General features: G+C 67.3%; 21 protein-coding genes and 1 tRNA gene. 16 read left to right on the plus strand and 6 right to left on the minus strand.

Annotated features, from left to right (window positions below; all coding sequences use genetic code 11):
- Positions 1–49: 49 nt before the first annotated feature.
- The gene (locus WKC72_RS31865) at positions 50–1,393 is read right to left on the minus strand and encodes a polysaccharide pyruvyl transferase family protein (RefSeq protein WP_370180774.1); all 1,344 of its coding nucleotides are present in this window, start codon (positions 1,391–1,393) and stop codon (positions 50–52) included.
- A 204-nt stretch (positions 1,394–1,597) separates the two neighbouring features.
- On the opposite strand from WKC72_RS31865, the gene WKC72_RS31870 reads away from it, so the two are divergent.
- Positions 1,598–2,968: a glutamate-1-semialdehyde 2,1-aminomutase gene (locus WKC72_RS31870; protein ID WP_370180775.1), complete on the plus strand. Its 1,371-nt coding sequence runs from the start codon at positions 1,598–1,600 to the stop codon at positions 2,966–2,968.
- A 745-nt stretch (positions 2,969–3,713) separates the two neighbouring features.
- The gene (locus WKC72_RS31875) at positions 3,714–4,589 is read left to right on the plus strand and encodes a class I SAM-dependent methyltransferase (RefSeq protein WP_370180776.1); all 876 of its coding nucleotides are present in this window, start codon (positions 3,714–3,716) and stop codon (positions 4,587–4,589) included.
- A gap of 76 nt (positions 4,590–4,665) precedes the next feature.
- Here the strand turns inward: WKC72_RS31875 and WKC72_RS31880 are convergent, their stop codons facing one another.
- The 3 genes from WKC72_RS31880 to WKC72_RS31890 form a co-directional block, all read right to left on the minus strand.
- The gene (locus WKC72_RS31880) at positions 4,666–5,511 is read right to left on the minus strand and encodes a polysaccharide lyase (RefSeq protein WP_370180777.1); all 846 of its coding nucleotides are present in this window, start codon (positions 5,509–5,511) and stop codon (positions 4,666–4,668) included.
- A gap of 198 nt (positions 5,512–5,709) precedes the next feature.
- Positions 5,710–6,351, minus strand: coding sequence for a ScbR family autoregulator-binding transcription factor (locus tag WKC72_RS31885; RefSeq protein ID WP_370180778.1), 642 nt, complete (start codon positions 6,349–6,351; stop codon positions 5,710–5,712).
- Between the two features lie 114 nt (positions 6,352–6,465).
- The gene (locus tag WKC72_RS31890; RefSeq protein ID WP_206031502.1) at positions 6,466–7,080 is read right to left on the minus strand and encodes a TetR/AcrR family transcriptional regulator; all 615 of its coding nucleotides are present in this window, start codon (positions 7,078–7,080) and stop codon (positions 6,466–6,468) included.
- A 238-nt stretch (positions 7,081–7,318) separates the two neighbouring features.
- Here WKC72_RS31890 and WKC72_RS31895 point away from each other — a divergent pair.
- From WKC72_RS31895 to WKC72_RS31930, 8 genes are all read left to right on the plus strand, one after another.
- A tRNA-Gln gene (locus tag WKC72_RS31895) sits at positions 7,319–7,389 on the plus strand.
- Between the two features lie 75 nt (positions 7,390–7,464).
- Entirely contained in the window at positions 7,465–8,967 is a 1,503-nt protein-coding gene (gene glmU / locus WKC72_RS31900) for a bifunctional UDP-N-acetylglucosamine diphosphorylase/glucosamine-1-phosphate N-acetyltransferase GlmU (RefSeq protein ID WP_370180779.1), read from the plus strand.
- Entirely contained in the window at positions 8,964–9,944 is a 981-nt protein-coding gene (locus WKC72_RS31905) for a ribose-phosphate diphosphokinase (protein ID WP_005238800.1), read from the plus strand. The genes glmU and WKC72_RS31905 overlap by 4 nt, the downstream gene beginning before the upstream one ends.
- 69 nt (positions 9,945–10,013) lie before the next feature.
- Positions 10,014–10,649 carry a DUF2461 domain-containing protein gene (locus WKC72_RS31910; protein ID WP_037243928.1) on the plus strand — a complete coding sequence of 212 codons (636 nt, stop codon included), beginning with the start codon at positions 10,014–10,016 and terminating at the stop codon, positions 10,647–10,649.
- Positions 10,650–10,802: 153 nt separating this feature from the next.
- Positions 10,803–11,477 (plus strand): hypothetical protein, encoded by a 675-nt coding sequence (locus tag WKC72_RS31915; protein WP_370180780.1) that lies wholly within the window; start codon positions 10,803–10,805, stop codon positions 11,475–11,477.
- Between the two features lie 43 nt (positions 11,478–11,520).
- On the plus strand, positions 11,521–11,907 hold the full coding sequence (locus WKC72_RS31920; RefSeq protein ID WP_112300473.1) for a hypothetical protein: 387 nt from the start codon (positions 11,521–11,523) through the stop codon (positions 11,905–11,907).
- A gap of 54 nt (positions 11,908–11,961) precedes the next feature.
- A complete protein-coding gene (locus WKC72_RS31925; RefSeq protein ID WP_370180781.1) occupies positions 11,962–13,182 on the plus strand; it encodes a cytochrome P450 in 1,221 nt (406 codons plus the stop codon).
- Positions 13,179–13,757, plus strand: a complete 579-nt coding sequence (locus WKC72_RS31930) for a TetR/AcrR family transcriptional regulator (RefSeq protein WP_370180782.1) — start codon at positions 13,179–13,181, stop codon at positions 13,755–13,757. The genes WKC72_RS31925 and WKC72_RS31930 overlap by 4 nt, the downstream gene beginning before the upstream one ends.
- Before the next feature lie 78 nt (positions 13,758–13,835).
- Here the strand turns inward: WKC72_RS31930 and WKC72_RS31935 are convergent, their stop codons facing one another.
- Entirely contained in the window at positions 13,836–15,326 is a 1,491-nt protein-coding gene (locus WKC72_RS31935) for an APC family permease (protein ID WP_370180783.1), read from the minus strand.
- Between the two features lie 241 nt (positions 15,327–15,567).
- Here WKC72_RS31935 and WKC72_RS31940 point away from each other — a divergent pair, with 241 nt between their 5' ends.
- From WKC72_RS31940 to WKC72_RS31965, 6 genes are all read left to right on the plus strand, one after another.
- The gene (locus tag WKC72_RS31940) at positions 15,568–17,631 is read left to right on the plus strand and encodes an acetate--CoA ligase family protein (RefSeq protein ID WP_370180784.1); all 2,064 of its coding nucleotides are present in this window, start codon (positions 15,568–15,570) and stop codon (positions 17,629–17,631) included.
- Between the two features lie 35 nt (positions 17,632–17,666).
- Positions 17,667–18,497, plus strand: a complete 831-nt coding sequence (locus tag WKC72_RS31945) for an SDR family oxidoreductase (protein WP_370180785.1) — start codon at positions 17,667–17,669, stop codon at positions 18,495–18,497.
- A complete protein-coding gene (locus WKC72_RS31950) occupies positions 18,494–19,927 on the plus strand; it encodes an aldehyde dehydrogenase family protein (protein ID WP_370180786.1) in 1,434 nt (477 codons plus the stop codon). Before WKC72_RS31945 ends, WKC72_RS31950 begins: the two co-directional genes overlap by 4 nt.
- Positions 19,928–20,003: 76 nt before the next feature.
- On the plus strand, positions 20,004–21,164 hold the full coding sequence (locus tag WKC72_RS31955; protein WP_370180787.1) for an acyl-CoA dehydrogenase family protein: 1,161 nt from the start codon (positions 20,004–20,006) through the stop codon (positions 21,162–21,164).
- Between the two features lie 101 nt (positions 21,165–21,265).
- Complete coding sequence (locus WKC72_RS31960) at positions 21,266–22,867, plus strand: thiamine pyrophosphate-binding protein (protein WP_112300489.1); 1,602 nt, start codon at positions 21,266–21,268, stop codon at positions 22,865–22,867.
- Positions 22,868–22,944: 77 nt separating this feature from the next.
- Positions 22,945–23,580 carry a TetR/AcrR family transcriptional regulator gene (locus WKC72_RS31965; RefSeq protein WP_037243902.1) on the plus strand — a complete coding sequence of 212 codons (636 nt, stop codon included), beginning with the start codon at positions 22,945–22,947 and terminating at the stop codon, positions 23,578–23,580.
- Between the two features lie 3 nt (positions 23,581–23,583).
- On the opposite strand, the gene WKC72_RS31970 is transcribed toward WKC72_RS31965, so the two are convergent.
- Positions 23,584–25,548 (minus strand): FAD-dependent oxidoreductase, encoded by a 1,965-nt coding sequence (locus WKC72_RS31970; protein WP_370180788.1) that lies wholly within the window; start codon positions 25,546–25,548, stop codon positions 23,584–23,586.
- Position 25,549 lies beyond the last annotated feature (1 nt).

The following is a 25,549-nucleotide window of genomic DNA, read 5'->3' on the forward strand; positions in this document are numbered from 1 at the left end:
GACCACCGCATTCGTCAGCGCATGACTCGACCGGAACACGAATGGCGCGTTAGCGTTCCGTTGCCCGGCGCGGGTGCTCCGACTCTACGAGCGCATACATGCGCTCGAACGCCCGCCTACTCGCAGACACCTGCTTGCGTGCCGCCGCACGCAGGTCGGAACGCAAGTGCGGAGCCGCCAGCCACATATCGCGAATCGCGTGTATGAGTCGTTCCTCGAGCCCGGCCTCAGAAAGCTGCACCAACTCGACGCCGCCGGGGAACATCCCGCTCAGACCACCGAGTTTGTCGTCGTAATAGCGCGATGTGGACAATCCCACCACCGGAATACCTTGGGCAAGAGCGAAAACGGCAACGTGGTATGCGCCGGTGACGAGCACCCGGCACCGCGCCACTTCGGTCACCAGATCTCGGGCGCTGGCGAAGCGCCCCAGTATGGGTCTCACGACCGGAAACCCGTCGACCAACGGCATCGTCGAGCGACGATCCTCGGCCTCGTACTCGGAGACGATCAGCGGAACGAGACCAGCATCGACGCTACCAGCGAACTCCCGGACCACACGTCCGACGACATCTTGTGCACCGTCGGTGACCTGGGAGTATCCCGCAACGCGAAGGCATACCCCGATGTCTGTCCCGATAGGGTCCGATCGCAAGTCGTAGGCCAGTTCCACGGCATCGTCGCCGGTGACCACGATCCTCTCGGAGGACACGCCGAGCGACCGCAGGAGCGCCGGGCCTCGCACTCCCTCTCGGACCGCGATGAGATCGACCTTCGGCAGGACTTGCGAGGCATGGGCGACGAGGTGTTCACCCGTGAGCGGTCCAATGCCCTGACCACACATCGCGGTCGGTATGTGCAGGTCAGCCGCGCGCTCGAGCAGATCGAGGGTTCGGTGGGCCTGATAGGGATCGACGTCGGTCATGTAGCCACCGCCCATGGCGATCACGAGTGAGGCATCGCGGACGGCCGTCGGAATGCGCGGAATGCGCCCGCTGTCGTCGGGCACGGCGACCGACCCGCGGAGGGAGTCACGAACCCTGCGCGCGTAACGCCGTGGACGATCCGAGGCAGCCCACCAGCCCTCCGACACCGGGCCGACCAGTTGGGGACCGGCATACGCGGGTAATTGCCACCATGGTCCGGATCGCGCCCATCTGCTCCCACGGCGATAGGTGACCGGCTCGGCGCTCGGAGCGAACGCGCGCAACAACGACGGTGCATAGGTCAGGACGCCGAGCCGCGCACCGGGCCATCGCTCGCTCAATCTCCTGACGGTGACGTCGAGGATGGCGAGATCACCTCTATTGGTGAGCCAGTACTCCCCGTTCTCGATCAGTACGCGCAGAGCCGAACTGTCGATGCCCGTCGAGTCGGCCTCATAGTTCGCCATTACTGTCCTTGAAGAGTCCGGAGAAATCGGATATGGCTACAGTCTCGCGCGACAACGCTGGGCCGACAACAGTCTCGTCAGATGCAGCCGGCGAAAGATTTCCGATCGACGCCGCTTGCGAGTGCACCCCGACGGGGAGAGACTCGTGTCGACAGTACCGCACAACGTGAAGGCACTGCACACCCCACACCCCGGAGTTCGGCTATGTCGAATGCACGCGACGACGGCTCGGCCCGCCCGTCGTTCACACGCTCCAACGAACTGCAGTCCCGCCTGAACCGATTGGTCCCGGGCGGCGCACACACCTACGCGCGCGGTCCCGACCAGTATCCGGACTTCATGGCGCCCGTTCTCGTCCGCGGTTCAGGCGCCCGTGTATGGGATGCGGATGGAAACAACTTCATCGAATACGGCATGGGTCTGCGGTCGGTGACGTTGGGGCACGGCTACCGTCCTGTCACGGACGCCGTATGCGCAGCGATCGCCGACGGAACGAACTTCAGCCGGCCGACCGAGCTCGAACTGCACGCCGCGGAGGACTTCCTCGAACTGGTTCCTGCAGCAGACATGGTGAAGTTCGCCAAGAACGGATCGGACGTCACCACCGCCGCGGTCCGCCTCGCCCGGGCGGTGACGGGTCGCGACATGGTGGCCATCTGCAATCAACCGTTCTTCTCGGTCGACGACTGGTTCATCGGCACCACAGCGATGAACAGTGGCGTCCCCACCGACACCGGCGCGAAGTCCGCCGGTTTCGCGTTCAACGATCTCCCTTCGCTCACCGCACTCTTCGACCGGAACGACGGTCAGATCGCCTGCGTCATCCTCGAAGCTGCGACCGCAACGGCGGAGCCGGAACCGGGCTTCCTCCAGGGTGTCCGCACCCTCTGCGACCGGCACGGCGCACTGCTGATCTTCGACGAGATGATCACTGGATTCCGCTGGTCGGCCGGCGGCGCACAATCGCTCTACTCGGTCGAACCCGATCTGTCGTGTTGGGGAAAGGCCATGGGCAACGGTTTTCCGATATCGGCCCTCGCCGGTAAACGTGAGTACATGGACCTAGGAGGTCTGAATACGGACCGAGAGCGCGTGTTCCTCCTGTCGACCACGCACGGCCCGGAGCGCGGCGGACTGGCAGCCTTCCGAGCGGTCGTTCACGCCTACGCCACCGAGGACCCCATATCTCACATGGTGCGGTCGGGACAACGCTTGGCCGAGGGTGTCAACAGGGCCGCGGCAGAGCTGGGCATCGCAGACTACGTCCAAGTGATCGGACGACCATCCTGCCTCGTCTTCGTCACCCGAGACCCCGAACGTCAACCATCGCAAGAGTTCCGTACGCTCTTCCTCCAGGAATTGCTGTCGGGTGGAGTGCTCGGCCAATCCTTCGTCACATCCGCAGCGCACACCCCGACGGACATCACCCAGACCCTCGAGGCAACCCGGGGTGCACTCGAGATCTACAGCAGAGCGATCGAATCCGGGGGTGTGACGGGATTCCTTCACGGGCGGCCGGTCGCCCCCGCCCTCCGCCGGTACGCCGCACCCCGCAGGATCAGCGTTGCAGACTAATTCGTCAGCGACAGAATTGATTTCGACGAATGCTCCAACCATCGATACCACAGCAGCTGAACCACATTGATACTTTCCGCCGGGAGTGACTCGACAGAAACGAGTTCTACCCGTCGGTGCGCATCACGCGGCGAACGCCGAGACTACCCGTTGCTCGACACTCGGAGACCACGCCTACGCGCGACGGCACCCTCGGGGACATCGCAATACCGAAAAGCGCTCTGCGAAAATAGAATCGGTATCCGAGACGCTGCGAAACCCATCCTCGCCGCGCCGGCTCGATTCCGCCGAATCGCCCATCGTCTGCGGACCAACCGCGTCGACACGACCTACTCCACACAAGCACTCGAGGATCCCACCGCGCGACAAGGCGGGCACGTACGATCTGCGTGGACCGCTCTGATATCCGACCGCACAGTCGCCGGCAAACCCCTTGTACCGACATTCGACGCACGCCGGAGACTGCTCGCCGGAAGACCTGGTACACCGCATTCCCGACCCCGGACCGTCCCGCGCAAGCACGGCTACCGGGAAGGGTCGGACGCATCGACCTAATGCGTGGCTTTCCGAATGCTGTGTTGGTGAACCTGCTTTGTTGTGAGTCGACGCGTTCGTCTCAGCCGCGGCTCCGCGGATGTCTACACTGTAAAACGTAAGTCGAATCTCCGTCCTCGAGTGATACGTCCTGGTCAGAGGTCTCGGCCGGGAACCCTCACTTCACTTCACACAGGAGGTCTCGATCGACATGTCTCAACCACCGGGCGAGCCTTCGAAGGACTGGCCCCCGCCAGAAGACCGAGACAGAGTTCACTGGAAAATCGAACGAGGACTGCGCGAGGAACTATTGGCCAGCACCCCCGACACGCGCGAGTCCGTCACTCGAGATGTATACAACCGTCTGTTCGAGGAGGTTCCCTGGCATAAAGCGCACGTCACAGACGCCGCTTCCGAGGAAGCCTTCGAAGAAGGCTGGTTCCAGCAGTACGGGGCGCTGACTCGGCCGACTGACACTGTGGTCGACGTAGGTTGCGGGAGAGGAGGTCTTATTCGGCGATTCGCGCCGGCCGTGCGCGAATGCATCGGCATCGACGCCTCGGACGCGATGGTGGAACTTGCGGACCAAGAGCGACCGGCCAACGCACGCTTCATGGTCGGTAGCGTGCTCGACCCACCACTGCCGCCATCCTCGGCCGATTTCGTGATAAGCCGTCAGGTCATGGAGCACCTGCACCCTGACGATGTTCCCGAACACCTCGCCGCGGTTCTGAAGATCTTGCGGCCGGGAGGGCGCTTTCTCATCGAGACACCCAGCCGACTGACCGGTCCCTGGGACATTTCGCGCGGCTTTACTCCTGTGGCCACAGGGTTTCACCTGCGGGAATACACCAACGGGGAGTTGGGCGCCATGCTGCGCGACGCCGGCTTTCGGCGCGTGCGCAGTCGCGCCGTGCCAAGTCGGATGTTGTTACACCTCGGCAGGGCGAAGCGTCACGCGTACGTACCGGTCGCAGTCAAGGCGATCATCGAGCGTCCGTTGCAGGCGGCTCCGATCTCCGTTCGCACGAAACTCGCCGGCCCTCTCTCGGTCCGTGAAGTCCTCTTGATTGCCGAGCGTAAATAACTTGCGCCTCAGTGCAATGCGGTCGGCCGCCGGTGCGGAGTGACCCACAATCTGTGGAGCGAACACCGGGCACCTTCTACAGTGCCGCCTGGTCGGTGGCGCACCGGAATCCCGTGTGGAACACGACACCGGTGGGTTGCATAGGTTGCCGGTAGTAACCCTCTTTGTAGTAGACGGTGCTCGTGCCGGGAATCAGCGTGCGGACGAAGTACGTGTCGGCACCGTTGGTGAACGTCTGCGGTACGCCGTTGAGCCACAGCTTGATCCAGCCTGCGGTGTCCGATGCCGACCAATTGATCTGCATCTTCACGTCATGCCACCGACCCACGTCCAGGGGTATCTCGAAGAGGGTGAGTGTCTCCAGATAGGCGCCGGGCACGGACTGCTTCTGGACGATCAGTGACCAGTAGCCGTTCCGCTGGCCCACAGACCATGCGACCGGGGGACTTCCGACGCCGACGTCCTGGTGCCACTGGTTCGTCAGCCCCCAGCCGAGGTCGGCATGGTTCTGCGGAAATCCGGGGTCGAACTTGGTGGAGAATTGATACCAGCGTGTCTGACCTTCGAATCCGCCGGTTTCGTTCCCGGCCGCCACCTCGGAACGCTCACCGTCCCCGAACGACGGGACGTCGCCGCTGCGAACCTCGAAGCGGGCCGCGCTACCGTAGGTTCCGTCCGGGACGATGCTCGCGGAGTAACTGGGGACGTAGTCCGTTCCGGAGCCGTTGTAGTCCTTGGTCTGCACAGACGGCCATTGCGAGAAGTCGCCGCTGCTGTAGTCGCCGGTGAAGGTGCGGGCCACCGGCGTGGTGAACGGCGCGGCGCTCACCCCTGTCGTTACCCCGAGCGGTGTGACCGACAGGGAAAGGACGACGGCCGCAGCGACCGCAATTGAACCAAGAGCGGTACGCAAGTGGAACATGCTAGCTCCATCAATGTGGGTGAGCGCGGCTTCCACAGCTATCTCTTGGCCCCCAACACAGACAAGAGAGCTATATCACTTTGGTCTCGAGACTACCCACCCTGCCCCACAGAAGCTAGTGCCTCGGTTGTCGACGTTCCGCTCCGGGTAGGCGCGCGAGGTGCGCCGGCGGTGGCGGAACCACCGCCGGAAGTGCACTCAGCGCAACAAACGTCGCGATGCGAACTGGCGGAAGTACACGAGCTTCGACGGCTCGACCAATCCGGGAAGGATGAAGTACCAGACCCGCTCCATACGGCGCGGAAGTTCGTCGAAGGCACCGGTTGCGCTGGCGACGATGTGGGCTCCCAGCAACGACCCGAGTAGGAATGTGGACAGTGTTCCCGTGGAGACGTCGTCTTCCGCGAGGACGTCGCCCTCCTCGACCGCTCGTGCCACGAGTCGTTCGAAACCCTGCTGCCACGAGGAGACCACGTTGCCGTGCGTCCCCTGGTAGTCGCCGATCTCGTGCTGCAGTCGCAGCATCGCCGCGACGATCGGGTCGGAACTCGCCGCCTCGATCGCCACGTAGGACAGAGCGACGAGCGCTTCGAGTGCCGGCGTCGGCCCGTCGCTGACGGACGTCATTCCGGCGGTGAGCCGGATCTGCCCCTCGTCGATGACACCGCGGGCCAGGTCTTCCTTGGAACTGAAGTGGAAATAGAGCGCGCCTTTGGTCACACCCGACTGCTCGATGATCTCGTTCAGACCCGCATTGGCGTAGCCGAGCCGCAAGAAGACGTCGGCCGCCGCCATGAGGACCGAAGCCCGAGTTACCTCTGCTCGAACCTGTCTCGCCATCGACTGCCTCCCGAACAACCCCCCCGACGGGGCGCGCAAACTCCAGCGAACCCTAGCACTTGACAGGCGCAGCCCTAGTGAAGTTGAACCGCGAGTCGGAAAACGAGAACACGTTCACTGAGGTGTCGTGCGGGGCCGATCGGTGCCCAGCTGGGGATCCGCCTCGAGATTGGTCAACCCGTTCCAGCACAGGTTGACCAGATGCGCGGCGACGACCTCCTTCGGAGGCGTCCGCTCGTCCAGCCACCACGTCGCGGTGGTGGACACCATTCCGACCAGCGCCTGCGCGTAGAGCAGGGCCAGATCGGGATTGAAGCCACGCCGCGAAAAATCGCCGGCGAGGATGTGCCCGACCTGACCGATGGCCTCGTTGAGCAGGCTCGAATACGTTCCGTCCGGTGCCGCCACCGGAGAGTCGCGGACGAGGATGCGGAATCCATCGGTGTGCTCCTCCACATAGGTCAGCAGCGCCAGCGCCACCCGCTCGACCCGGACCCGGGAGCGGTTCTGCTTCAGCGACGACGTCACCATCTCCAGCAGCCGCGACATCTCCCGATCCACGACCACCGCATAGAGGCCCTCCTTGCCGCCGAAGTGTTCGTAGACGACCGGCTTGGAGACGTGCGCCCGCTGTGCGATCTCCTCGATCGACGTCGCCTCGTAGCCTCGCTCGGCGAACAGGGCGCGACCGATCTCGATCAACTGCTCGCGGCGTTGCGTACCGGTCATCCGGGTGCGGACCGCCCTCTCGGGGGTCGCGTCCACGTCGGTGGGTCGGGGCACCGAGGCACCATCCTTTCCTGACACTCGCGACGATGAAGTGCCGCGGGCAGCGTCGAAACACTGCAGGTAGCACCCACTCTATCGGGACGACCGAGACAAATTTCCGCAGCGGTTCGACGGGCGGCGGGTCGGCATGCGAGGATTCTCTCGCGCAAACGGGCGTGACACCCCGTGTGTGTGGCAATCCGCCGTAGTGTAATGGCAGCACCTCTGATTTTGGTTCAGATAGTTCAGGTTCGAGTCCTGGCGGCGGAGCGGAGCCTGCGGAGCTAATTCCTGCAGGCGGAGCTGTCGAGAACAGCAAGAGCGGAACGACCCAGAGGGAGCTTCATGCCAGTGCAGACCGCCGTGGTCGTCCTCGCCGCCGGCGCGGGAACTCGGATGCGGTCGAAGACCCCCAAGGTGTTGCACACCCTGGGCGGACGCACGATGCTGGCGCATTCCCTGCACGCCGCCGCGGAGGTCGATCCGGCGCATCTCGTCACCGTCGTCGGGCACGACAAGGAACGCGTCGGAGGCGCCGTCACTGCCCTGGAGACCGAGCTGGGCCGCCCGATCGCAATCGCCGTCCAGGAAGAGCAGAACGGCACCGGGCACGCCGTCGAATGCGGCCTGTCCGCTCTGCCCGCCGATTTCCGCGGGACCGTGCTGGTCACCGCCGCGGACGTCCCGCTGCTCGATGGCCGCACCCTGCACGCTCTCGTCGACGAGCACCGCAGCGAGCCCACGCCCGCAGCGGTCACGGTGCTGACGTTCACCGCTCCGGAGCCCACGGGCTACGGGCGGATCGTCAGACTGCCCCACGACGGTGAGATCGCCGAGATCGTGGAGGAGGCCGACGCCACCGAGGAGCAGGCGGCCATCACCGAGGTCAACGCGGGTGTGTACGCGTTCGACGCCGCGTTCCTGCGCTCCGCGCTCGGGCAGCTCAACGCGAACAACGCGCAGGGCGAGCTGTACCTGACCGACGTCGTCAAGATCGCCCGCGAGGCCGGTGCACCCGTCTTCGCCGCGCATCTGTCCGACTCCGCGAAGGTCGCGGGCGCCAACGATCGCGTCCAGCTGTCGAGGCTGGCCGCCGAACTCAACCGCCGCACCGTCGAGAACTGGATGCGGGCCGGCGTCACCGTCGTCGATCCGTCGACCACGTGGATCGACGTCGGCGTCACGCTCGCTCGCGACGTCACCATCCATCCGGGAGTGCAACTGCTCGGCACCACCACCGTGGGCGAGGACGCGATGATCGGTCCCGACACCACGCTCACCGACGTGTCGGTCGGCGAAGGCGCCAGCGTGGTGCGCACCCACGGCTCGGAATCGACGATCGGCGCAGGCGCCACCGTCGGCCCGTTCTCGTACCTGCGTCCCGGCACCGTCCTCGGTGCGTCCGGCAAGCTCGGCGCATTCGTCGAGACGAAGAACGCCGACATCGGGGCGCACTCCAAAGTTCCTCACCTGACCTACGTGGGCGACGCCACGATCGGCGAGTACAGCAACATCGGTGCGTCGAGCGTGTTCGTCAATTACGACGGCGTCGCCAAGAGCCGTACGGTGGTGGGGTCACACGTCCGGACCGGGTCGGACACCATGTTCGTCGCTCCGGTACAGGTCGGTGACGGTGCTTACACCGGCGCCGGCACGGTGCTACGTTTCGACGTACCACCGGGGGCACTCGCGGTCTCCGGCGGGAAGCAGCGCAATATTGACGGCTGGGTGCAACGAAATCGGCCCGGTACGGCCGCCGCCGAGGCGGCAGCCGCCGCGGGACCGCACCACAGTTCAGATCTGCACGAAACCGAGAAGCAAGATTTAAAGGATGGCATAGAGCAGTGACCGCGAATTGGATCGACAACCAGAAGAACCTCATGCTTTTTTCTGGTCGCGCGCATCCGGAGCTGGCCGAACAGGTGGCGAAGGAACTCGACGTGCGGGTCACCCCGCAGACTGCCCGTGACTTCGCGAACGGCGAGATCTTCGTCCGTTTCGAGGAGTCGGTCCGCGGCTCCGACGCCTTCGTGCTGCAGAGCCACCCGGCCCCGCTGAACACGTGGGTGATGGAACAGCTGATCATGATCGACGCGCTCAAGCGCGGATCGGCCAAGCGCATCACCGCGATCCTGCCGTTCTACCCGTACGCACGCCAGGACAAGAAGCACCGCGGCCGTGAGCCCATCTCGGCTCGCCTGATCGCCGACCTCCTCAAGACGGCAGGCGCCGACCGCATCATCACGGTCGACCTCCACACCGATCAGATCCAGGGCTTCTTCGACGGCCCCGTCGACCACATGCACGCCCAGGGTCAGCTCGCCGAGTACATCCGCGGCAACTACGGCACCGAGAACATCGCCGTCGTCTCCCCCGACTCCGGTCGCGTCCGGGTCGCCGAGAAGTGGGCCGACACCCTCGGTGGCGCGCCGCTGGCGTTCATCCACAAGACGCGCGACCCGCTGGTGCCCAACCAAGTGAAGTCCAACCGCGTCGTCGGTGACGTCGAAGGCCACACCTGCATCCTGATCGACGACATGATCGACACCGGTGGAACCATCGCCGGCGCCGTGAAGATCCTCAAGGAGGCCGGCGCGGGCGACGTGATCATCGCCGCCACCCACGGCGTCCTGTCCGATCCGGCGGCCGAGCGTCTCGCCGCGTGTGGTGCCAAGGAAGTCATCGTCACCAACACGCTTCCGATCGACGAGTCGAAGAAGTTCCCGACCCTCACGGTGCTGTCCATCGCCCCGCTGCTGGCTCGCACCATCAAGGAAGTTTTCGAGAACGGCTCGGTCACGTCGCTGTTCAACGGCAACGCCTAGGCGCTTCGCGCCTGTGAGTGGTGACGAGTCTCTGGACTCGTCAACCACTCACAGGCGTAGCCTTTCCCTGTGTTCACCGGGATCCCCACCGCTGCTCTCGACTTCTACGAGGACCTCGAGGCAGACAACAGCAAGAGCTTCTGGACCGCGCACAAATCCGTCTACGACGACTCCGTGCGCGCACCCATGACCGCCCTGCTCGCGGAACTCGAATCGGAATTCGGCGCGGGCAAGGTGTTTCGCCCCTACCGCGACGTCCGGTTCTCCAAGGACAAGACGCCCTACAAGACCCATCAGGGCGGATTCGTCGAAACCCGCCCCGGTGTGGGCTACTACGTGCAGATCGATGCGGCCGGACTGTTCGTCGCCGGCGGTTTCTACTCGCATACCCCGGTCCAGGTCGGGCGTTTCCGTGACGCCGTCGACGACGACCGGAGGGGCCGCGAACTCGTCCGGCTCGTGAAGAAGGTTCGATCGTCGGGGTTCGAGATCGGTGGCGACACACTCAAGACCCGTCCCCGCGGCGTCGCCGAGGACCACCCGCGACTCGACCTGATGCGTCACAAGTCTCTCACCGCCAGCCGGAGCTACCTCTCCCCCGACTGGATCGAAACTCCCCGCGCCGCTGACGAAGTGCGCACCGCGTGGCGTTCGATGCGGCCGCTCGTCGACTGGCTGACCACCGTCATCGGCGCCGGAGAATGAAACTTACCGGTCGGGAAAGCACGTGTGGCACACAGCGTTTGCGGAGCACTTTGCGAGCCTCGGCATGATCTTCGTCACGCTTGGCCGCAGAACCGCAGGTCGTACTTACGGCGATGTGACTCGCGCGCTCGAATTCCCCTACTGTGGCTCGTCGTGATCGACGCGCAGACTCTCTCCGGCCCTATCGATATCGCTGCAATTCGAAACGTCCGGCGTTGGTCGCCGGGGGCGTGCGTGTGGTGCGGAGACGACAACGCCGTCGAGATGTTCCGTAACGAACCTCGCTGTGGCACTTGTCGCGAGAAGGAATCGGTCATCGACGAGGCCCGCCGCTTCCTCGGCATGTACGGCCTGCGGCCGCTCGGCGGCACGTTGCAGTCGGACGACGACGAAGAGCGTGAGCACCGGGTCAACGCCCGCGATGCGCGCCGCGAACTCAACGAGATGAAGCTCGCGGAACTCCCGGACCCGGCCGCCGTGCGCAAGGCGCTCCGTCCCCGGGCGGCCAGTGTGGTGTCGGAGCCGCGCAGCACCGCTCATTCCGGAACGTCGTCGGCGTCTGCGTCGACCCGCCCGAGCACGTCCCGCACGTCCGCCACGCCGCCGGCGGCACCGGTGCGCACCGACGCCGTCGACGTCGCCGCACTGGAATCGCGCGTCACGGGCCTGCTCGATCAGCTCTCGGCCATCGACGCCCAGATGAACCTGATCGGCGAGCCCGCCGGCCTCGCCGCGCGTGCCCGGATCAGCGACCTCGAGAAGCAGCGCGCCACCGTGCTCCGCACCCTCGCGGCTCTGGAGAAGGCCCGGATCGCGGCCGGCCAGTAGGCCACCACTTTCGGGCTGCCGCAGGGTGATACTGTCGCCCTTCGTGCAGCCCGTCTCCTCACCCACCGCGCTCGTCATCGACGCGAAGAAGCCGCCGATGGGCCCGATGCTGGTGACCCCCAATGCCCGCATCAACGGGTTTCACGTGCCGCTTCGGTGGGGCCACAACGAGATTCCGGCGCCGCCGGGCGTGCACCACATCCAGATCTCCGTCCCGTGGATCTGGGAGCAGGGCAGGGCGCAGATCACCGTCGACAACCGGTACCACCCGGCTCCCCCGGTGTACTACGCGTCGCCGTTCAGCAGTTTCAGCAAGGGCGCCATCGACCATCGGCCGGTGAAGAATCCCGGACTGCTCGGGTTGCTGCTCATCCTCACACCGGTACTCGTCCTGATCCTCGCTGTCGTGGCGTTCGCCCTGTTCGGCTAGAGAGGTCGTAGCCCCACCATTGACACAATGGGTTATGTGTCTCACCATCGATACATGACCGCATATGTGTCGAGCGTCTCGTTCGTGCCGAGGTCCGGACAATCGTGGCGTGCTCCGTGGCAGATGTACGCCGGCCTGCGCGACCACGACCCCGTCCATCACGTCGTCCCCGAGGGCGCACCCGAGAACGACTACTGGGTGTTGTCCCGGCACGCCGACGTCTACGCGGCGGCCCGCGACGCCGAGACGTTCTCCTCCGCGGCCGGCCTCACGACGACGTACGGCGAGCTCGAGAAGATCGGCCTGCAGGACAATCCGCCGCTGGTGATGCTCGACCCGCCAGACCACACCGCGTTCCGCCGTCTCGTGTCGAAGGGATTCACCCCACGGCAGGTCGCCGCCGTCGAGCCGGACGTCCGGGCGTTCGTGGTGGAGCGCATCGAACGACTGCGCGAGGCCGGTGACGGCGATGTGGTGAAAGAACTGTTCAAGCCGTTGCCGAGCATGGTCGTCGCCCACTACCTCGGTGTCCCCGATGAGGACCGAGCGCAGTTCGACGGGTGGACCGAGGCCATCGTCGCGGCCAATGCGCAGGGCGACACGTTGCAGGCGACGGGTGCGGTCACCGATCTGATGGGCTACTTCACCGGACTGATCGAGCGGCGGCGCACCGACCCCGGAGACGACACGATCTCGCACCTCGTCGCGGGAGGGATGGGAGCCGACGGCGACGTCACCGGGCTGCTCGCCATCCTCGGTTTCGCGTTCACGATGGTCACCGGCGGCAACGACACCACCACCGGGATGCTCGGCGGCGCAGTCCAGTTGCTCACCGAGCACCGGGATCAGCGTCGTGATCTGATCGAACATCCGGAGCTGGTCGGCGACGCCGTCGAGGAATTGCTGCGGCTCACGGCCCCCGTCCAGGGCCTCGCCCGCACGGTGACCCGCGACGTCGAGATCGACGGCACCGTCGTTCCCGAGGGACGGAAGGTGCTCCTGCTGTACGGCTCCGCGAACCGCGACCCGCGCCGGTTCGGGCCGGATTCCGAGGTCCTGGACGTGCGTCGCAGTCCGAAGCAGATCCTCACGTTCAGCCACGGGGCCCACCACTGCCTGGGTGCGGCCGCGGCACGGATGCAGGCGCGGATCGCGCTCGAGGAACTGCTGGCCCGCTGCCCCGACTTCACCGTCGACATCGACGCCGTCGTCTACGCGGACGGCAATTACGTGCGCCGCCCGACGAGCGTCCCGTTCCGGGTGCGTGAAGCATGACCGCCGACTGGATGAGGGACGAACGCCCCCGCCTCGCCGCCGAGCGCATCCTCGACGTCGCGGCCCAGCTGTACGTCGAGAACGGCATCGCCGCCGTCGGTATGGCCGAGGTCGCCCGGGCGGCCGGATGCTCCCGCGCCACGCTGTACCGCTACTTCGACAGCAGGCAGTCGTTGCAGCTGGCGTTCGTCCACCGCGAGGCCCGGCGCATCGGCGCGCTGGTCGCGGAGGAGGTGTCCGCGGCCGGCGACCCGAAGGACGTGATCGTGGAGGTGATGCTGGCCGCGATCCGGCTGGTGCGCGCCGACCCGACTCTGGCCGCCTGGTTCCAGCTCGGCGACTCCGGCCTCGCCGCGCAGATCGCCCACTCGTCGGACGTCATCGAGTCGCTGGGCACCGCCTTTCTGGGGCAGGCGGGGTTCTCCGGAGAGGAGACGTCCCGGAAGGCACGGTGGCTCGTTCGCATCATCGTCTCCCTGCTCACCGTGCCGGGCGTCGACGACACCGACGAACGCACGATGCTCGAGCAGTTCGTCGCACCGGCGATCGCCGAGCACGACTCCGGACGCGCCTGACTCCTGCCACCGCCGGACGAACGGGACGCTCGTTCGATCTGACGCAACGAGCGTCCCGTTCGTCCGGGTGCGGGACCGTCAGCGCACCGCGCCCGCCTGCTCGTCCGCATCGACCTCGAGGGTCGTCCTCCGGTCGGATTCACCGATCCGCGCGAAGACGAGCGGCTTGCGGAGCCGCAGGTAGCAGTACAGGGCGACGTAGCCGAGCACGGTCGCGAAGAAGATCCACGCGACCACACCTCGTGCTCCGGACGGGAACGGGTTGAAGCTGTACCAGTACACCAGCACGGACCCGATCGCGGCGAGGACGGTCGCGAGTCCGATGCCCAGGCGCAGCGACCGCGACCGGACCGCGCAGTAGCCGGCCGCCAGCGCGGTGAGTCCGTAGGCGGCGATCAGCATGTAGCCGGCGTACGTCCCGAGCAGGCCGTACGACGTCTCCGCCGCGGTCACGACCACGCCGAGGAGCCCCGCCACCAGATAGATGGCGCCGAGGGTCGTCACCGCACCGGCGGGGGTGCCGTGGCGGGCGCTGACCTTGCCGAGGCGAGCGGGCAGCAGACCGTCGCGGGCCAGGGTGTACACCGTCCGGCTGGTGCCTGCCATGACGCCGAGAGTCGACCCGAAGAAGCTGATGGCGACACCGATGTCGATCAGATAGCCGAGCCACCCGACGCCGTTGTGCTCCGCCAGGGTGTCGAGGGGTGCGTTCATGTTCTCGATCGGCAACCCGCGGAAGCCGAGCACGATGATGTAGGTGGCGACGATGTAGAGCACCCCGCAGGCCAGGACCGATCCGATGACGGCGAAGCTGATGGCCCGCTTGGGATGGCGCGCCTCGCGGCCCAGGGTGGCGGCGTGGTCGAATCCGGCGAGGGAGAACACGGAGAATCCTGCGGTCGCGAGAATCGCTGTGGCACTGAACCCGTGGAAGTCGAACTGCCTGCTGTCGATCGGACCGGTGTCCGACTTCGCGAGGACCACGATCAGGAGCACGACGATCACTGCCACCGTGAAGAATTCGATCACCAGCAGCAGCTTCGCGGACAGCTTCACCTCACGAAGGTTCAGGGCGGTCACCGCGACCGCGACGGCCCCGGCGCAGATGCCGAGTGTCCACGTGCTCGCGGGCAGACCCACCTTCTGCAGGAAGGCGTCGAGGTAGATCGCCGAGCCGATCACGCACGCGGGTCCCGCGACGAGTGACGACGCGAGGTGGGTGACCATGACGAAGAATCCGGCGGGCTTCCCTGCCGCGCGGGCCGCGAGTCCGTACGTTCCTCCGGTGGTGGTGAAGCGTTTGGCCAGCCAGCCGATGCCGCCGGCGAACCCGAGGACCAGGATTGAGGTCACGGCCCAGGTGATCCAGCTGAGGTTGCCGGCAATCGTGACGACGACACCGATCGCGAGGGCCAGCGTGGACGCGGGCGCCAGAATGCCGAGCGACACGCCGAACACTGCCCACGTCGGGAGGATTCCGCGCGGCAGCTGACCGGCCTCGGCGTCGGTGATTCCCGCCGAGGACATCATCGTGTCCTCCGTGGTCGATCCATCATGCACAGTCTTCATGAACGCTCCTCGCGGATGACGGGACAGAGGGTGTCGAATAGTTGGCTGGTGGGCCAGTTATGAATCATCGTGAGGGCGATCACACTCGATGTCAAGAGCGCGCCACCCCCGGACGGCACCCCGCCGCGACGGAGCGAGATGGGTTGACAGCCCCTGTGAGTGCCGCCACAATCTAAATTGACTGATGCGCCAGTTATCTATTTTCCGATCGACAGCAACGCGAGATCGAGGAGAGTCCCCTATGACCACTGTGGTGGCCGAGTCCGTCACACAACTGAGCGTGTTCTCCGACCCTGCCTCGGTAGCCGTCGTCGGCGCCTCCGCCGATCCCGCGAAGTGGGGCTATTGGCTGGCGAGCGGCGCCCTGACCGGCGAGCACCGCCGCCGAGTCCATCTGGTCAACAGGAGAACCGACACCCTCCTCGAACATCCATGCCATCCGAACCTGTCCGCCCTCCCCGAGGTCCCCGACCTCGTCGCCCTCTGCGTGCCGGCGCCGTTCGTCTCGGACGTGGTGGACGAGGCCCTCGCACTCGGCGTCCGCGGTTTCCTCGGCGTCACCGCAGGAGTTCCCGGCGAAGCCGAACTCGCGGCCCGGATCCGCAGTGCCGGAGCACGACTCGTCGGCACCAACAGTCTCGGCATCTACGACAGCGCCACCGACCTCTCCCTGGCGTGGGGACGGTTCACACCCGGGCCGCTCGCCGTCATCTCGCAGAGCGGCCAACTCGGCTCCGAACTCGCCGCGCTCGGCGCCCGGTACGGCGTGGGCGTCTCCCGGTTCGTCTCCATCGGTAACCAGTCCGACGTCACCGCCGCCGAACTGCTCGCCGATCTCGGCAGCCACGACCCGACGCGCGTGATCGCCCTGTACCTCGAAAGCTTCAGCGACGGTGAATCCCTGTTCCGGACGTTGCGCGCCCTGCGCGACACCGGACGACCGACCCTGCTGCTGACGGTCGGCGCCAGCGCCGCGAGCACCCGCCTGGCGCGTTCCCACACCGGCTCTCTCACCTCTGCCATGGACGTCGTCGACGCCGCGTGCCGCGCGGCAGGCGTACTCCGCGTGAGCACCCCCGACGAGTTGATCACCGTCGCCCGGGCATTCCTCTCCACCACCGTTCCCGCCGGCAACCGCGTCGCCATCGTCGGCGACAGCGGCGGGCAGTGCGCGATCGCCGCGGACGTGACGAGTGCGAGCGCATTGACCGTTCCCGACTTCTCACCCGGGCTCGCCGAATCCATTGCACTGCAACTACCGACGGGCGCGGCCAGCAACAACCCGGTAGACCTCGCCGGCGCCGGCGAGCAGGATCTGGGAAGTTACGCGAGCGTCGTCGAACACCTTCTCCGTGCCGACGAGTCGGACGCCGTGGTGCTGACCGGGTACTTCGGCTGCTACGCGCGGGACGCTCCCAGTCTCGCCGAACGCGAAGCGGCCGTGGCCGAACGGATCGGCCGGGCATCCGCGGCGACGGGCAAGCCCGTCGTCGTCCACACCATGGCTCCGGAATCGAGCACCGCGCAGGCATTGCGGCGGCACGGCGTCCCCGTGTTCGACACGGTCGATTCCGCGGTCCGCGCCCTGTCCGGGCTGTCCCGCCTGCGACCGCCGCAGCCGTCGAATTACCCTCTCTCCGAGCCTGTTCCGCAGGACATGCTCCGGTCCGGCTACTGGGCCGCGCGTGAACTTCTCACCGAACTCGGTGTCACCTTCCCCGACGGCGGGGTCGTACGCACCCACGAGGAGGCGGTCGCACTGGCCGGCCGTCTGCGGGCCCCGTTCGTCCTCAAGGCGAGCTGGCTCGAGCACAAGAGCGAGGCGGGCGGGGTCGTGGTCGGCATCGACGGTCCCGAACAACTGGCGCGCACCTTCCAGGACATGCATGCCCGGCTCGGCGACGGTGACTACGTGCTCGAGGAGCAGGACACCCGGGCGGGCACCGTGGAGATCCTGGTCGGCGCACGCCGTGATCCCGACCTCGGTCCGGTGATCGTGGTGGGCGCAGGCGGCACCGAAACCGAAGTGCTCCAGGACATCGGTCTCGAATCGGCCCCCGTCGGACCTGAGGACGCCCTCGCGATGCTCGAAAACCTTCGGTGCATGCCGCTTCTCCGCGGATGGCGGGGACGCCCCGCGGTGTCCGTCGACGGCCTGGTCGACGTGGTCACGCGGGTGTCCCGGTTGATCGCGGAACGGCCCGACATCGCCGAGATCGAGTTGAATCCGGTCCGCGTCGCCCCGGACGGAGCGCTCACCGTCGACGGGCTCGTCGTGGCCGCCGAACCGACACCCGCCCCGTGAGTCCACATCCCGAGACAGCACAGGAGAACCATGCGATGACCGAGACCCACTCCCCCGTCCTCGTCCCGAACACCGCCGACGAATTCCGCGACCGCGTCGCCGTCGTCACGGGTGGCGGCTCCGGCATCGGACGCGCCGTCGCGATGCGGTGGGCGGCCGCGGGCGGCACCGTCGTCGTCTTCGGCCGCAGGCAGCACGCGCTCGAGGACACCGTCCGGGCGGCCGAGCGCGTCGGCGGCAAAGCCGAGGCCGTGGTGTGCGACGTGCGGGATTCCGACGCCGTGGACGCGGCGATCGACGGGGTGGTCGATCGCTACGGCCGCCTCGACGCCCTCGTCAACAACGCCGCAGGCAACTTCGTGGTTCCCAGCGAGGACCTCTCGCCGGGCGGGTGGAAGGCTGTGGTGGACATCGTCCTGAACGGCACGTTCTACTGCACCCGCGCTGCAGGCCGCCACATGCTGGCGACCGGTCGCGGCACCATCCTCAACACCATCGCCAGCTACGCGTGGCACGGTCATCCCGGCACCGTCCACAGTGCGGCGGCCAAGGCGGGTGTCGTCGCGATGACGCGCACCCTGGCCGTGGAGTGGGGTGGCCGCGGCGTCCGGATCAACTGCATCGCACCGGGACCGACCGAAACCGAAGGTGCCGGGGCGGCACTGTGGCCCACCGAACAGGACCGCGCCCGAGTGCTGTCGAGCGTCCCGGCCGCTCGGTTCACGACGCCGGAAGAGGTTGCCGAATCGGCGGCCTTCCTGCTCAGCGACCGCTCGGGCTACGTCACCGGAGAGGTCCTCGTCACCGACGGCGGTCAGTGGCTCGGCAAGTCCGTGTACACGGATTCGCGAGCGGCGGCCCGATGACCACCACGATTCACACTGCCTGGGAACGCGACTCGATCCTCGTCGGCGGGGACTGGATTCCCGTCACCGAGTGCACGGAGGTGCACGACCCGGCCACCGAGTCCGTGATCGGCCGGTCCGGGTCGGCCGGTGCCGCCCACGTCGACGCGGCCGTCGCGGCGGCACGCTCCGCCGGAACAGCCTGGGGTGCGAGCCTTCCCGAGGATCGCGCGGATGTTCTCGACGATTTGTGCACCCAACTGCGCGCGCGGAGGCAACTCCTCGTGGACACCACCGTCGCGGAAGTGGGAGCCCCGGTGACCGTGGCCGAGGAAGCGCACATCGACCTCGGTATCGAGATCCTCGCATCGTATGCGCGGCTGGCCAGGGACCTTCCCTTCCGGGAACGGCTGGGCCGGACGCTGCTGCTGCGCCGCCCGGCGGGTGTCGTCGCGTGCATCACGCCGTGGAACTACCCCTTCTACCAGCTCGCGGCCAAGGTGGGAGCAGCCCTCGCGGCGGGATGCACCACCGTCGTCAAGCCGGCCGAGCTCACCCCGCTGTCCACCTACCTGTTCGCCGACGCCGCACTCGATGCCGGCGTTCCGGCGGGGGTCCTGAACCTGGTTCCGGGCAGCGGTCGCACGGTGGGGGCCGCACTGGCCGCACATCCCGGGGTCGACGTGGTGTCCTTCACCGGCTCCACCGCCGTCGGCAGGGGCGTCGCACACGCCGCCGCCGAATCCCTCACACGCGCGTGCCTGGAACTCGGCGGCAAGTCGGCCTCCGTGGTGCTGGGCGATGCCCCGCTGCCGGCAGCGGTCACCGCAACCGTCGATGCCGCCATGCTCAACTCGGGTCAGACGTGCAGCGCGTGGACTCGCCTCCTCGTGCCGCGTGCACGCTACGCGGAGGCGGTCGAACTCGCCGCCGACCACGCCGACACGTTGCGGGTGGGCGATCCCCGGGACCGCTCGACGCAGCTCGGCCCGGTGATCTCGGCTGCGCGGCGACGATCGATCGCGGAGGCGGTCGACGCGGCGGTCGCCGGCGGGGCCCGCCTGGCGGCGGGAGGGTCCGGCGTCCCTGCAGGCCTCGAGACGGGCCACTACCTGCGACCGACCGTGCTCGCCGACGTCGGACCGCACGACCCGATCGTGCGCGACGAGATCTTCGGGCCGGTGCTGGTCGTCCTCCCGCACGACGGCGACGAGGACGCGATCCGGCTCGCCAACGACAGCGACTACGGGCTCGGCGGCGCCGTGTGGTCGGCCGACCCGGAACGGGCCCTGAGCGTCGCGGCCCGGATGGACACCGGCCAGGTCGACATCAACGGCGCCCCGTTCAACCCCGAGGCCCCGTTCGGAGGCTGGAAGTCCTCCGGCCTGGGCCGGGAGCTCGGCCGGTTCGGCGTCGAGGAGTTCACCGAGCTGACGGCGGTGCAGCGCTGACCCGTCGTACCCCACACACCCCAGAGTCCACAGTCCCGCACCGACACAACCATATTCGAAGCGAAGGAACCGCGACATGACCACCACCAACATCCCCGCCTGGCCCCTGACCGACGAGCAGAAGCAGATCATCGAGCTGTGCCGGGACTTCGCGCAGAAGGAGATCCGGCCGCGCGGCCGGGAGGTCGACGAGGCGGATGTCGTGACGCCCGTCGACATCTTCGCCAAGGCCGCCGCGGTGGGCATCACCGATTTCATGATCCCCGAGGAGTTCGGCGGAGGCGGCATGAGCGACGTCTTCACCCAGTGCCTGGTGCAGGAGGAATTGTGCTGGGGTGACCCCGGCATCGGAAACCTCGTGTGCTCCAACGGCTTCTTCTCCGATCCGATCATGGTCCTCGGCACCGAGGAGCAGAAGACGCAGTGGCTCGGCCCCCTCACCGGACCGAACGCCCCGATGACCTCGCTGGCCACCACCGAGCCGGGATCCGGCTCGGATGCGGCGTCGATCGTCACCACGGCCGAGCGCGTCGACGGCGGCTACCGGCTGGGCGGGCAGAAGGCGTGGATCTCCAACGCCGGCGCCGCCCGGTTCTACGTCGTGTTCGCGAAAACCGACCGCACCCAGCGGTCCGGCGGCGTCTCCGCGTTCCTCCTCGAGAAGGGCGCCGAGGGAATGACGTTCGGTGAGCCGATGAAGAAGATGGGCCAGCGCGCCATCGTGTGCCGGGAGATCTTCTTCGACAACGTGTTCGTCCCCGAGGAGAATCGTCTCGGCGAGGAAGGACAGGGCTTCTACGGTCTGATGGGCACATTCGACATCTCGCGGGTCGTGCTCGGCGCGGCCGCCGTCGGCGCCGCCCGCGCCGCCTACGAGTACGCCCTCGACTACGCCAAGACACGGAAGCAGTTCGGGGTGCCGATCATCGAGCATCAGGCCGTCGCCTTCCGGCTGGCAGACATGGCGACGCGGATCGAATCCGCCCGGCTGCTGGTCCATCACGCCGCCCGCATCATCGACAGCGGCGGCAACGCCCGGGGCATCGCCGCCATGGCGAAACTGACGGCGTCCGAGACCGCCATGTTCGTCACGCACGCCGCGGTGCAGACGCTCGGCGGTTGGGGCTATTCCCGCGAGTACCCCGTCGAGCAGTGGATGCGCGACGTGAAACTGGAGGAGATCGAGGAAGGCACGTCCGACATCATGAAGCTCGTCATTTCCCGGAACCTGGACTGACTCCTACGGGTGCGGGGCGGAGACACGCCTTCGCCCCGCACCCGTCCGGTACCCGCGCACCATCCGCACACGAACACTGCACAGCCCATGGGAGGGCATCGATGACAAGCCAGAACGGCGGCCGGGCACTCGTCGCGGCTCTCGCCGCACACGGAGTCGACACGGTCTTCGGAATTCCGGGCACCCACAACCTCGCCGTCTACGCCGCGTTGGCCGACTCGCCGATCCGCTCCGTCCTGACCCGGCACGAGCAGGGGGCCGGTTACGCCGCCGACGGATATGCCCGCGTGACGGGCAAACCCGGCGTGTGCCTGACCACCACCGGCCCCGCCATCCTCAATGCCGCTGCCGCAGCGGCGCAGGCGTGGTCGGATTCGGTTCCGGTTCTCTTCATCTCACCGGCCCTGCCGCTCACCCATCCGGGGAGGGGAAACGGCTACCTCCACGAGGTGAAGAATCAGCAGGCCGCGCTCGAGGCGATCGTGTCCTACAGCCACCGGGTGACCAGCGTCGCCGAGATCCCCCGCGCGATCGCCTACGCCTTCGCCGCCATGCGCTCGGGCAGACCGCGACCGGTGCACATCGAGATCCCGGTCGACATCCTCGACGCGGAAGCGGACGTGCGGATCGTCGCGCCGGTCGAGTCCGCTCCGCTCGCCGCTCCCCCGCACGCGGTGACCGACGCGGCGCAGCGTCTCGCCGCCTCGCAGTCTCCCGTGCTGGTCGTGGGCGGCGGGGCCCGCTCGGCGGCCCCGCAGGTTCGTGCCCTCGCCGAACGTCTGTCCGCGCCCGTCATCACGACGACCAACGGGAAGGGAGTCCTCGACGAGGACCACCCGCTGTCGGTGGGAGCCGGCGTTCACCATCCATCGGTCCGCGCGGTGCTCGAGACCGCCGATTGTGTTCTCGCGATCGGCACGGAATTTGCACCCTCCGATTTCTGGTACGGCCCGGTCGAACTGGATGACAAGCTGATTCGCATCGATGTCGACCCCACGTCGATGACCACGAACGCCGATCCCGCCATCCGCCTGCTGGGTGATGCCGGGACCACGGTGTTGCAACTGCTCGACGTCACGAAGATGCGCGAGGATTCCGGCGCCCACGAGCGGGCTGCGTCGCTCCGACAGGGGCTGCATGCCGATGCCGCCGCCGAAGGCGCTCCGTGGCTGGACATGATGGCCGCCATCGCACCGGCCGTCGACGAATCCACGGTGATCGCCGGGGACAGCACGATGGCCTGCTATTACGGTGCACTGTCGAACCTCACCGTGCACCGCCCCGGCGGATTCCTGTACCCGACGGGACAGGGAACGCTGGGATACGGTCTGCCCGCGGCGATCGGCGCGTCCGTGGCCGACCCGGGCGCCCGGGTCCTGGCGATTCTCGGCGACGGCGGGGTGATGTTCACGCTTCCCGAGCTCGCGACGGCCGCGCAACTCCGACTGCCGCTGCCGATCGTCGTCGTCGACAACGGCGGCTACGGTGAGATCCGCAACGAGATGGCGGACCGCGGCGACACCGTCCACTCGGTCGCGCTCGGCGGCATCGACTTCCCCGCCGTGGCGCGGGCGATGGGTTGTCACGGACGGACCGTCGAGTCCACCGGGGAGTTGACGGACGCGATCACGGCGGCGTTCGACGCGGACCGCCCGACTCTCCTGCACATCCGCGAGAACAGCAGGGCAACGCAGCAGGTGTGACGGCTACGCTGGTTCGGCCGAACTCTCGACTACGGTCTCTGTAGACGAAACGTCACATCCAAGGAGTTGAGAGCGCGATGCCACGCCCCAGCGTTGAAGCGGAACGTCGAGAACAGATCCTTCAAGCGACGTGTGAAGCCATCGCCGAACTCGGCTTCCGCGCCGTCCGGATCGCCGACGTCGCGGCGCGGGCCGGGGTGAGCAACGGGACGATCCACTACTACTTCGACTCCAAGGATGCGCTGCTGCATGCGGCGTTCCAGTTCAACTTCGAGCACTCGCTGGAACGACGGCGATGGATCATGGAGAAGAGCGACGTTCCGCTCGTGCGGCTCCACCGGCTCGTGGAGTCGTACCTGCCCGCCGGACCGGAGACGATCACGGCCTGGCGGGTGTGGGTGGAGCTGTGGGCCTCCGCACTCGGCAACGTCGAACTCCAGGAGCTCAACGACACGGTGTACGGAGAGTGGCGCGGGGTGGTCCGGGAGACCGTCGAGGCAGGCGTCGAACAGGGGGCTCTGCGGGTGAAGGATCCCGGGGCCGCCACCGACATGCTCCTCGGTCTTCTCGACGGCCTCGCGATCCAGGTGCTCACCGGCTCCACCCTGATGACTCCGACGCGGATGCGGGCCGTGTGCGACGACTTCATCGACGCCATCACCGTCGACAAGCACCGGGTCGCGTCGACCGCCGCCAAACGCACCGCGAAGTAGCCGTCAGAGCGCCGATGCGACGGTGAGCCCTTCCAGCACAGCTTCTTCCACGGTGCGCGGCGACAGGCAGTCGCCGACGGCATGGATCCGCTCCCGCGGAAACCCGTCGACCTCCAGCAGGTCGGTGACCGACGCATGTCCCTGGGCGAGTACCACTGCACTGACACCGTCGACCAGCACCGGCCGCTCGGTGAGCGTGTGCTGCAGATAGGCCGTGTCGTCGTCCGCACCGCGCAGCCGGACGTTGGGAAGGATCTCGACCTTCGCCTCCACCGCCGCGGCCACCATCGCGTTCCGCACGTACTGCTGGAGGTGTTCGCCCGCAGCGTATCCGGTGACCGCGAGCGTGACGCGGTGGCCCAGCCGGGCGAGGTGGTTCGCGACACCCAGCCCGATCCAATCGCCGCGCCAATCGGCGACGAGGACCCTGCCTGCGGGGAGTGTGCGCCCGCGGATCACGTCCCACGCCTCCACCACGTGCGGCTCGTCGAGGGTCTCGATCTCTGGCCGGAACGGCCGCGCGCCGGTCGCGACGATCAGCTCGTCTGGTTGCTCCGACCTGACCAGTCCGGGATCGACCGTCGTCCCGGTCACGAACCGCACGCCGGCCCGGCGCGCCTCACCCTCCAGGTTGGTGACGGCGCCACCGAACTCGCTCCTGCCCGGGAGCAGTTCGGCCAGCAGCACCTGGCCTCCCACCCGGGACGCCGCCTCGTACAGGGTCACCCGGTGCCCACGTTCCGCGGCCACCGCGGCCGCTTTCAGCCCACCCGGTCCGCCGCCGATCACCATGACGCTCTTCGGCCGGCGCGTGATCCGCAGAGCCCCGAAGCGCAGCTCTCGACCGGTCTCCGGATGCTGGATGCACGAGATCGCGCACCCTCGCTGAAAATGCCCCATGCACGCCTGATTGCAGCCGATGCACGCGCGAATCGAATCGACGTCGTTGCGTTCGGCTTTCGCCGGCATCGCGGGGTCGCAGATGAGGGCGCGTGTCATCGCGCACGCGTCGGCCTGCCCCTGCGCGATCACCGCGTCGCCCTCGTGGGGCTGATTGATCCGGCCCGCCACGATCACCGGAACCCGGACCACGGATTTGACGGCCGCCGCCAGCGGGGCAGTGTAGGCGGCGGACTCGGTCATCGGGGCGGCGATGTGTACCGCGCCCGACAGACTCGACGAACTCCCGGCGCACACACTGACGTAATCGAACAGTCCGTCCGCGTCCAGCGACGCGCACACCGCCTGTGATTCGTCCGGCCGCAGTCCGTCGCTGCCCATCTCATCGCCGGAAATCCGCATCCCGACCACGAAGTCGCGGCCGACCGCCGCACGGACGGATGCGAGCGCCGCACGCAGGAACCGCAAGCGATTCTCCGCCGACCCGCCGTACTGGTCGACGCGGAGGTTGGTGCGCGGATTGAGGAACTGCGCGGGTAGATAGCCGTGGCTCGCGACGATCTCGACGCCGTCGAGTCCGGCGCGCTGCAGTCGACGTGCAGCGTCGCCGTACCCCTGCACGACCGCGTCGATCTCGCCCGCCGTCATCGCTCTCGGCATCACGTGGAAGCGTTCGCTCGGCACCGCGGACGGTGCCAGCGCGACCGGAGTGGACCCGTCCTGCGACTCCAGGATCTCCCGGCCGGGATGGAAGATCTGCCCGACGACGACGCAGTCGTGGCGGTGACAGGCGTCGGCGATGCGCCGGTAGCCCGGGATACAGTCGTCGTCCGTCGCCATCAGCACGTGGGACGTGTAGCGGGCGGTCTCGTGAACACCGGCAACCTGGACCACGATCATGCCGACACCACCGGCGGCGCGGGCTTCGTGGTAGGCGACCAATTCGTCGGTCACGTTCCCCTGCTGCACGAGCACGGTGTCGTGCCCGGAGGACACGACGCGGTTCGCGAGCGTCACGTTCCCGATGCGAAGCGGGGAGAACAGGTGGGGAAAGAGCTGTGACGTCATA

The organism is Rhodococcus wratislaviensis (assembly GCF_041228765.1).
In the GTDB taxonomy this organism is placed as follows: domain Bacteria; phylum Actinomycetota; class Actinomycetes; order Mycobacteriales; family Mycobacteriaceae; genus Rhodococcus_F; species Rhodococcus_F wratislaviensis.

What these genes read in the sequence shown, in the direction of transcription:
- WKC72_RS31965 (WP_037243902.1), top strand. Translation starts at nt 22,945, where the DNA reads ATGCCACGCCCCAGCGTTGAAGCGGAACGTCGAGAACAGATCCTTCAA.
- WKC72_RS31890 (WP_206031502.1), bottom strand. Translation starts at nt 7,080, where the DNA reads ATGACCGGTACGCAACGCCGCGAGCAGTTGATCGAGATCGGTCGCGCC.
- WKC72_RS31930 (WP_370180782.1), top strand. Translation starts at nt 13,179, where the DNA reads ATGACCGCCGACTGGATGAGGGACGAACGCCCCCGCCTCGCCGCCGAG.
- WKC72_RS31950 (WP_370180786.1), top strand. Translation starts at nt 18,494, where the DNA reads ATGACCACCACGATTCACACTGCCTGGGAACGCGACTCGATCCTCGTC.
- WKC72_RS31880 (WP_370180777.1), bottom strand. Translation starts at nt 5,511, where the DNA reads ATGTTCCACTTGCGTACCGCTCTTGGTTCAATTGCGGTCGCTGCGGCC.
- WKC72_RS31870 (WP_370180775.1), top strand. Translation starts at nt 1,598, where the DNA reads ATGTCGAATGCACGCGACGACGGCTCGGCCCGCCCGTCGTTCACACGC.
- WKC72_RS31970 (WP_370180788.1), bottom strand. Translation starts at nt 25,548, where the DNA reads ATGACGTCACAGCTCTTTCCCCACCTGTTCTCCCCGCTTCGCATCGGG.
- WKC72_RS31925 (WP_370180781.1), top strand. Translation starts at nt 11,962, where the DNA reads ATGACCGCATATGTGTCGAGCGTCTCGTTCGTGCCGAGGTCCGGACAA.
- WKC72_RS31875 (WP_370180776.1), top strand. Translation starts at nt 3,714, where the DNA reads ATGTCTCAACCACCGGGCGAGCCTTCGAAGGACTGGCCCCCGCCAGAA.
- WKC72_RS31960 (WP_112300489.1), top strand. Translation starts at nt 21,266, where the DNA reads ATGACAAGCCAGAACGGCGGCCGGGCACTCGTCGCGGCTCTCGCCGCA.
- WKC72_RS31940 (WP_370180784.1), top strand. Translation starts at nt 15,568, where the DNA reads ATGACCACTGTGGTGGCCGAGTCCGTCACACAACTGAGCGTGTTCTCC.
- WKC72_RS31935 (WP_370180783.1), bottom strand. Translation starts at nt 15,326, where the DNA reads ATGAAGACTGTGCATGATGGATCGACCACGGAGGACACGATGATGTCC.
- glmU (WP_370180779.1), top strand. Translation starts at nt 7,465, where the DNA reads ATGCCAGTGCAGACCGCCGTGGTCGTCCTCGCCGCCGGCGCGGGAACT.
- WKC72_RS31945 (WP_370180785.1), top strand. Translation starts at nt 17,667, where the DNA reads ATGACCGAGACCCACTCCCCCGTCCTCGTCCCGAACACCGCCGACGAA.
- WKC72_RS31865 (WP_370180774.1), bottom strand. Translation starts at nt 1,393, where the DNA reads ATGGCGAACTATGAGGCCGACTCGACGGGCATCGACAGTTCGGCTCTG.
- WKC72_RS31885 (WP_370180778.1), bottom strand. Translation starts at nt 6,351, where the DNA reads ATGGCGAGACAGGTTCGAGCAGAGGTAACTCGGGCTTCGGTCCTCATG.
- WKC72_RS31955 (WP_370180787.1), top strand. Translation starts at nt 20,004, where the DNA reads ATGACCACCACCAACATCCCCGCCTGGCCCCTGACCGACGAGCAGAAG.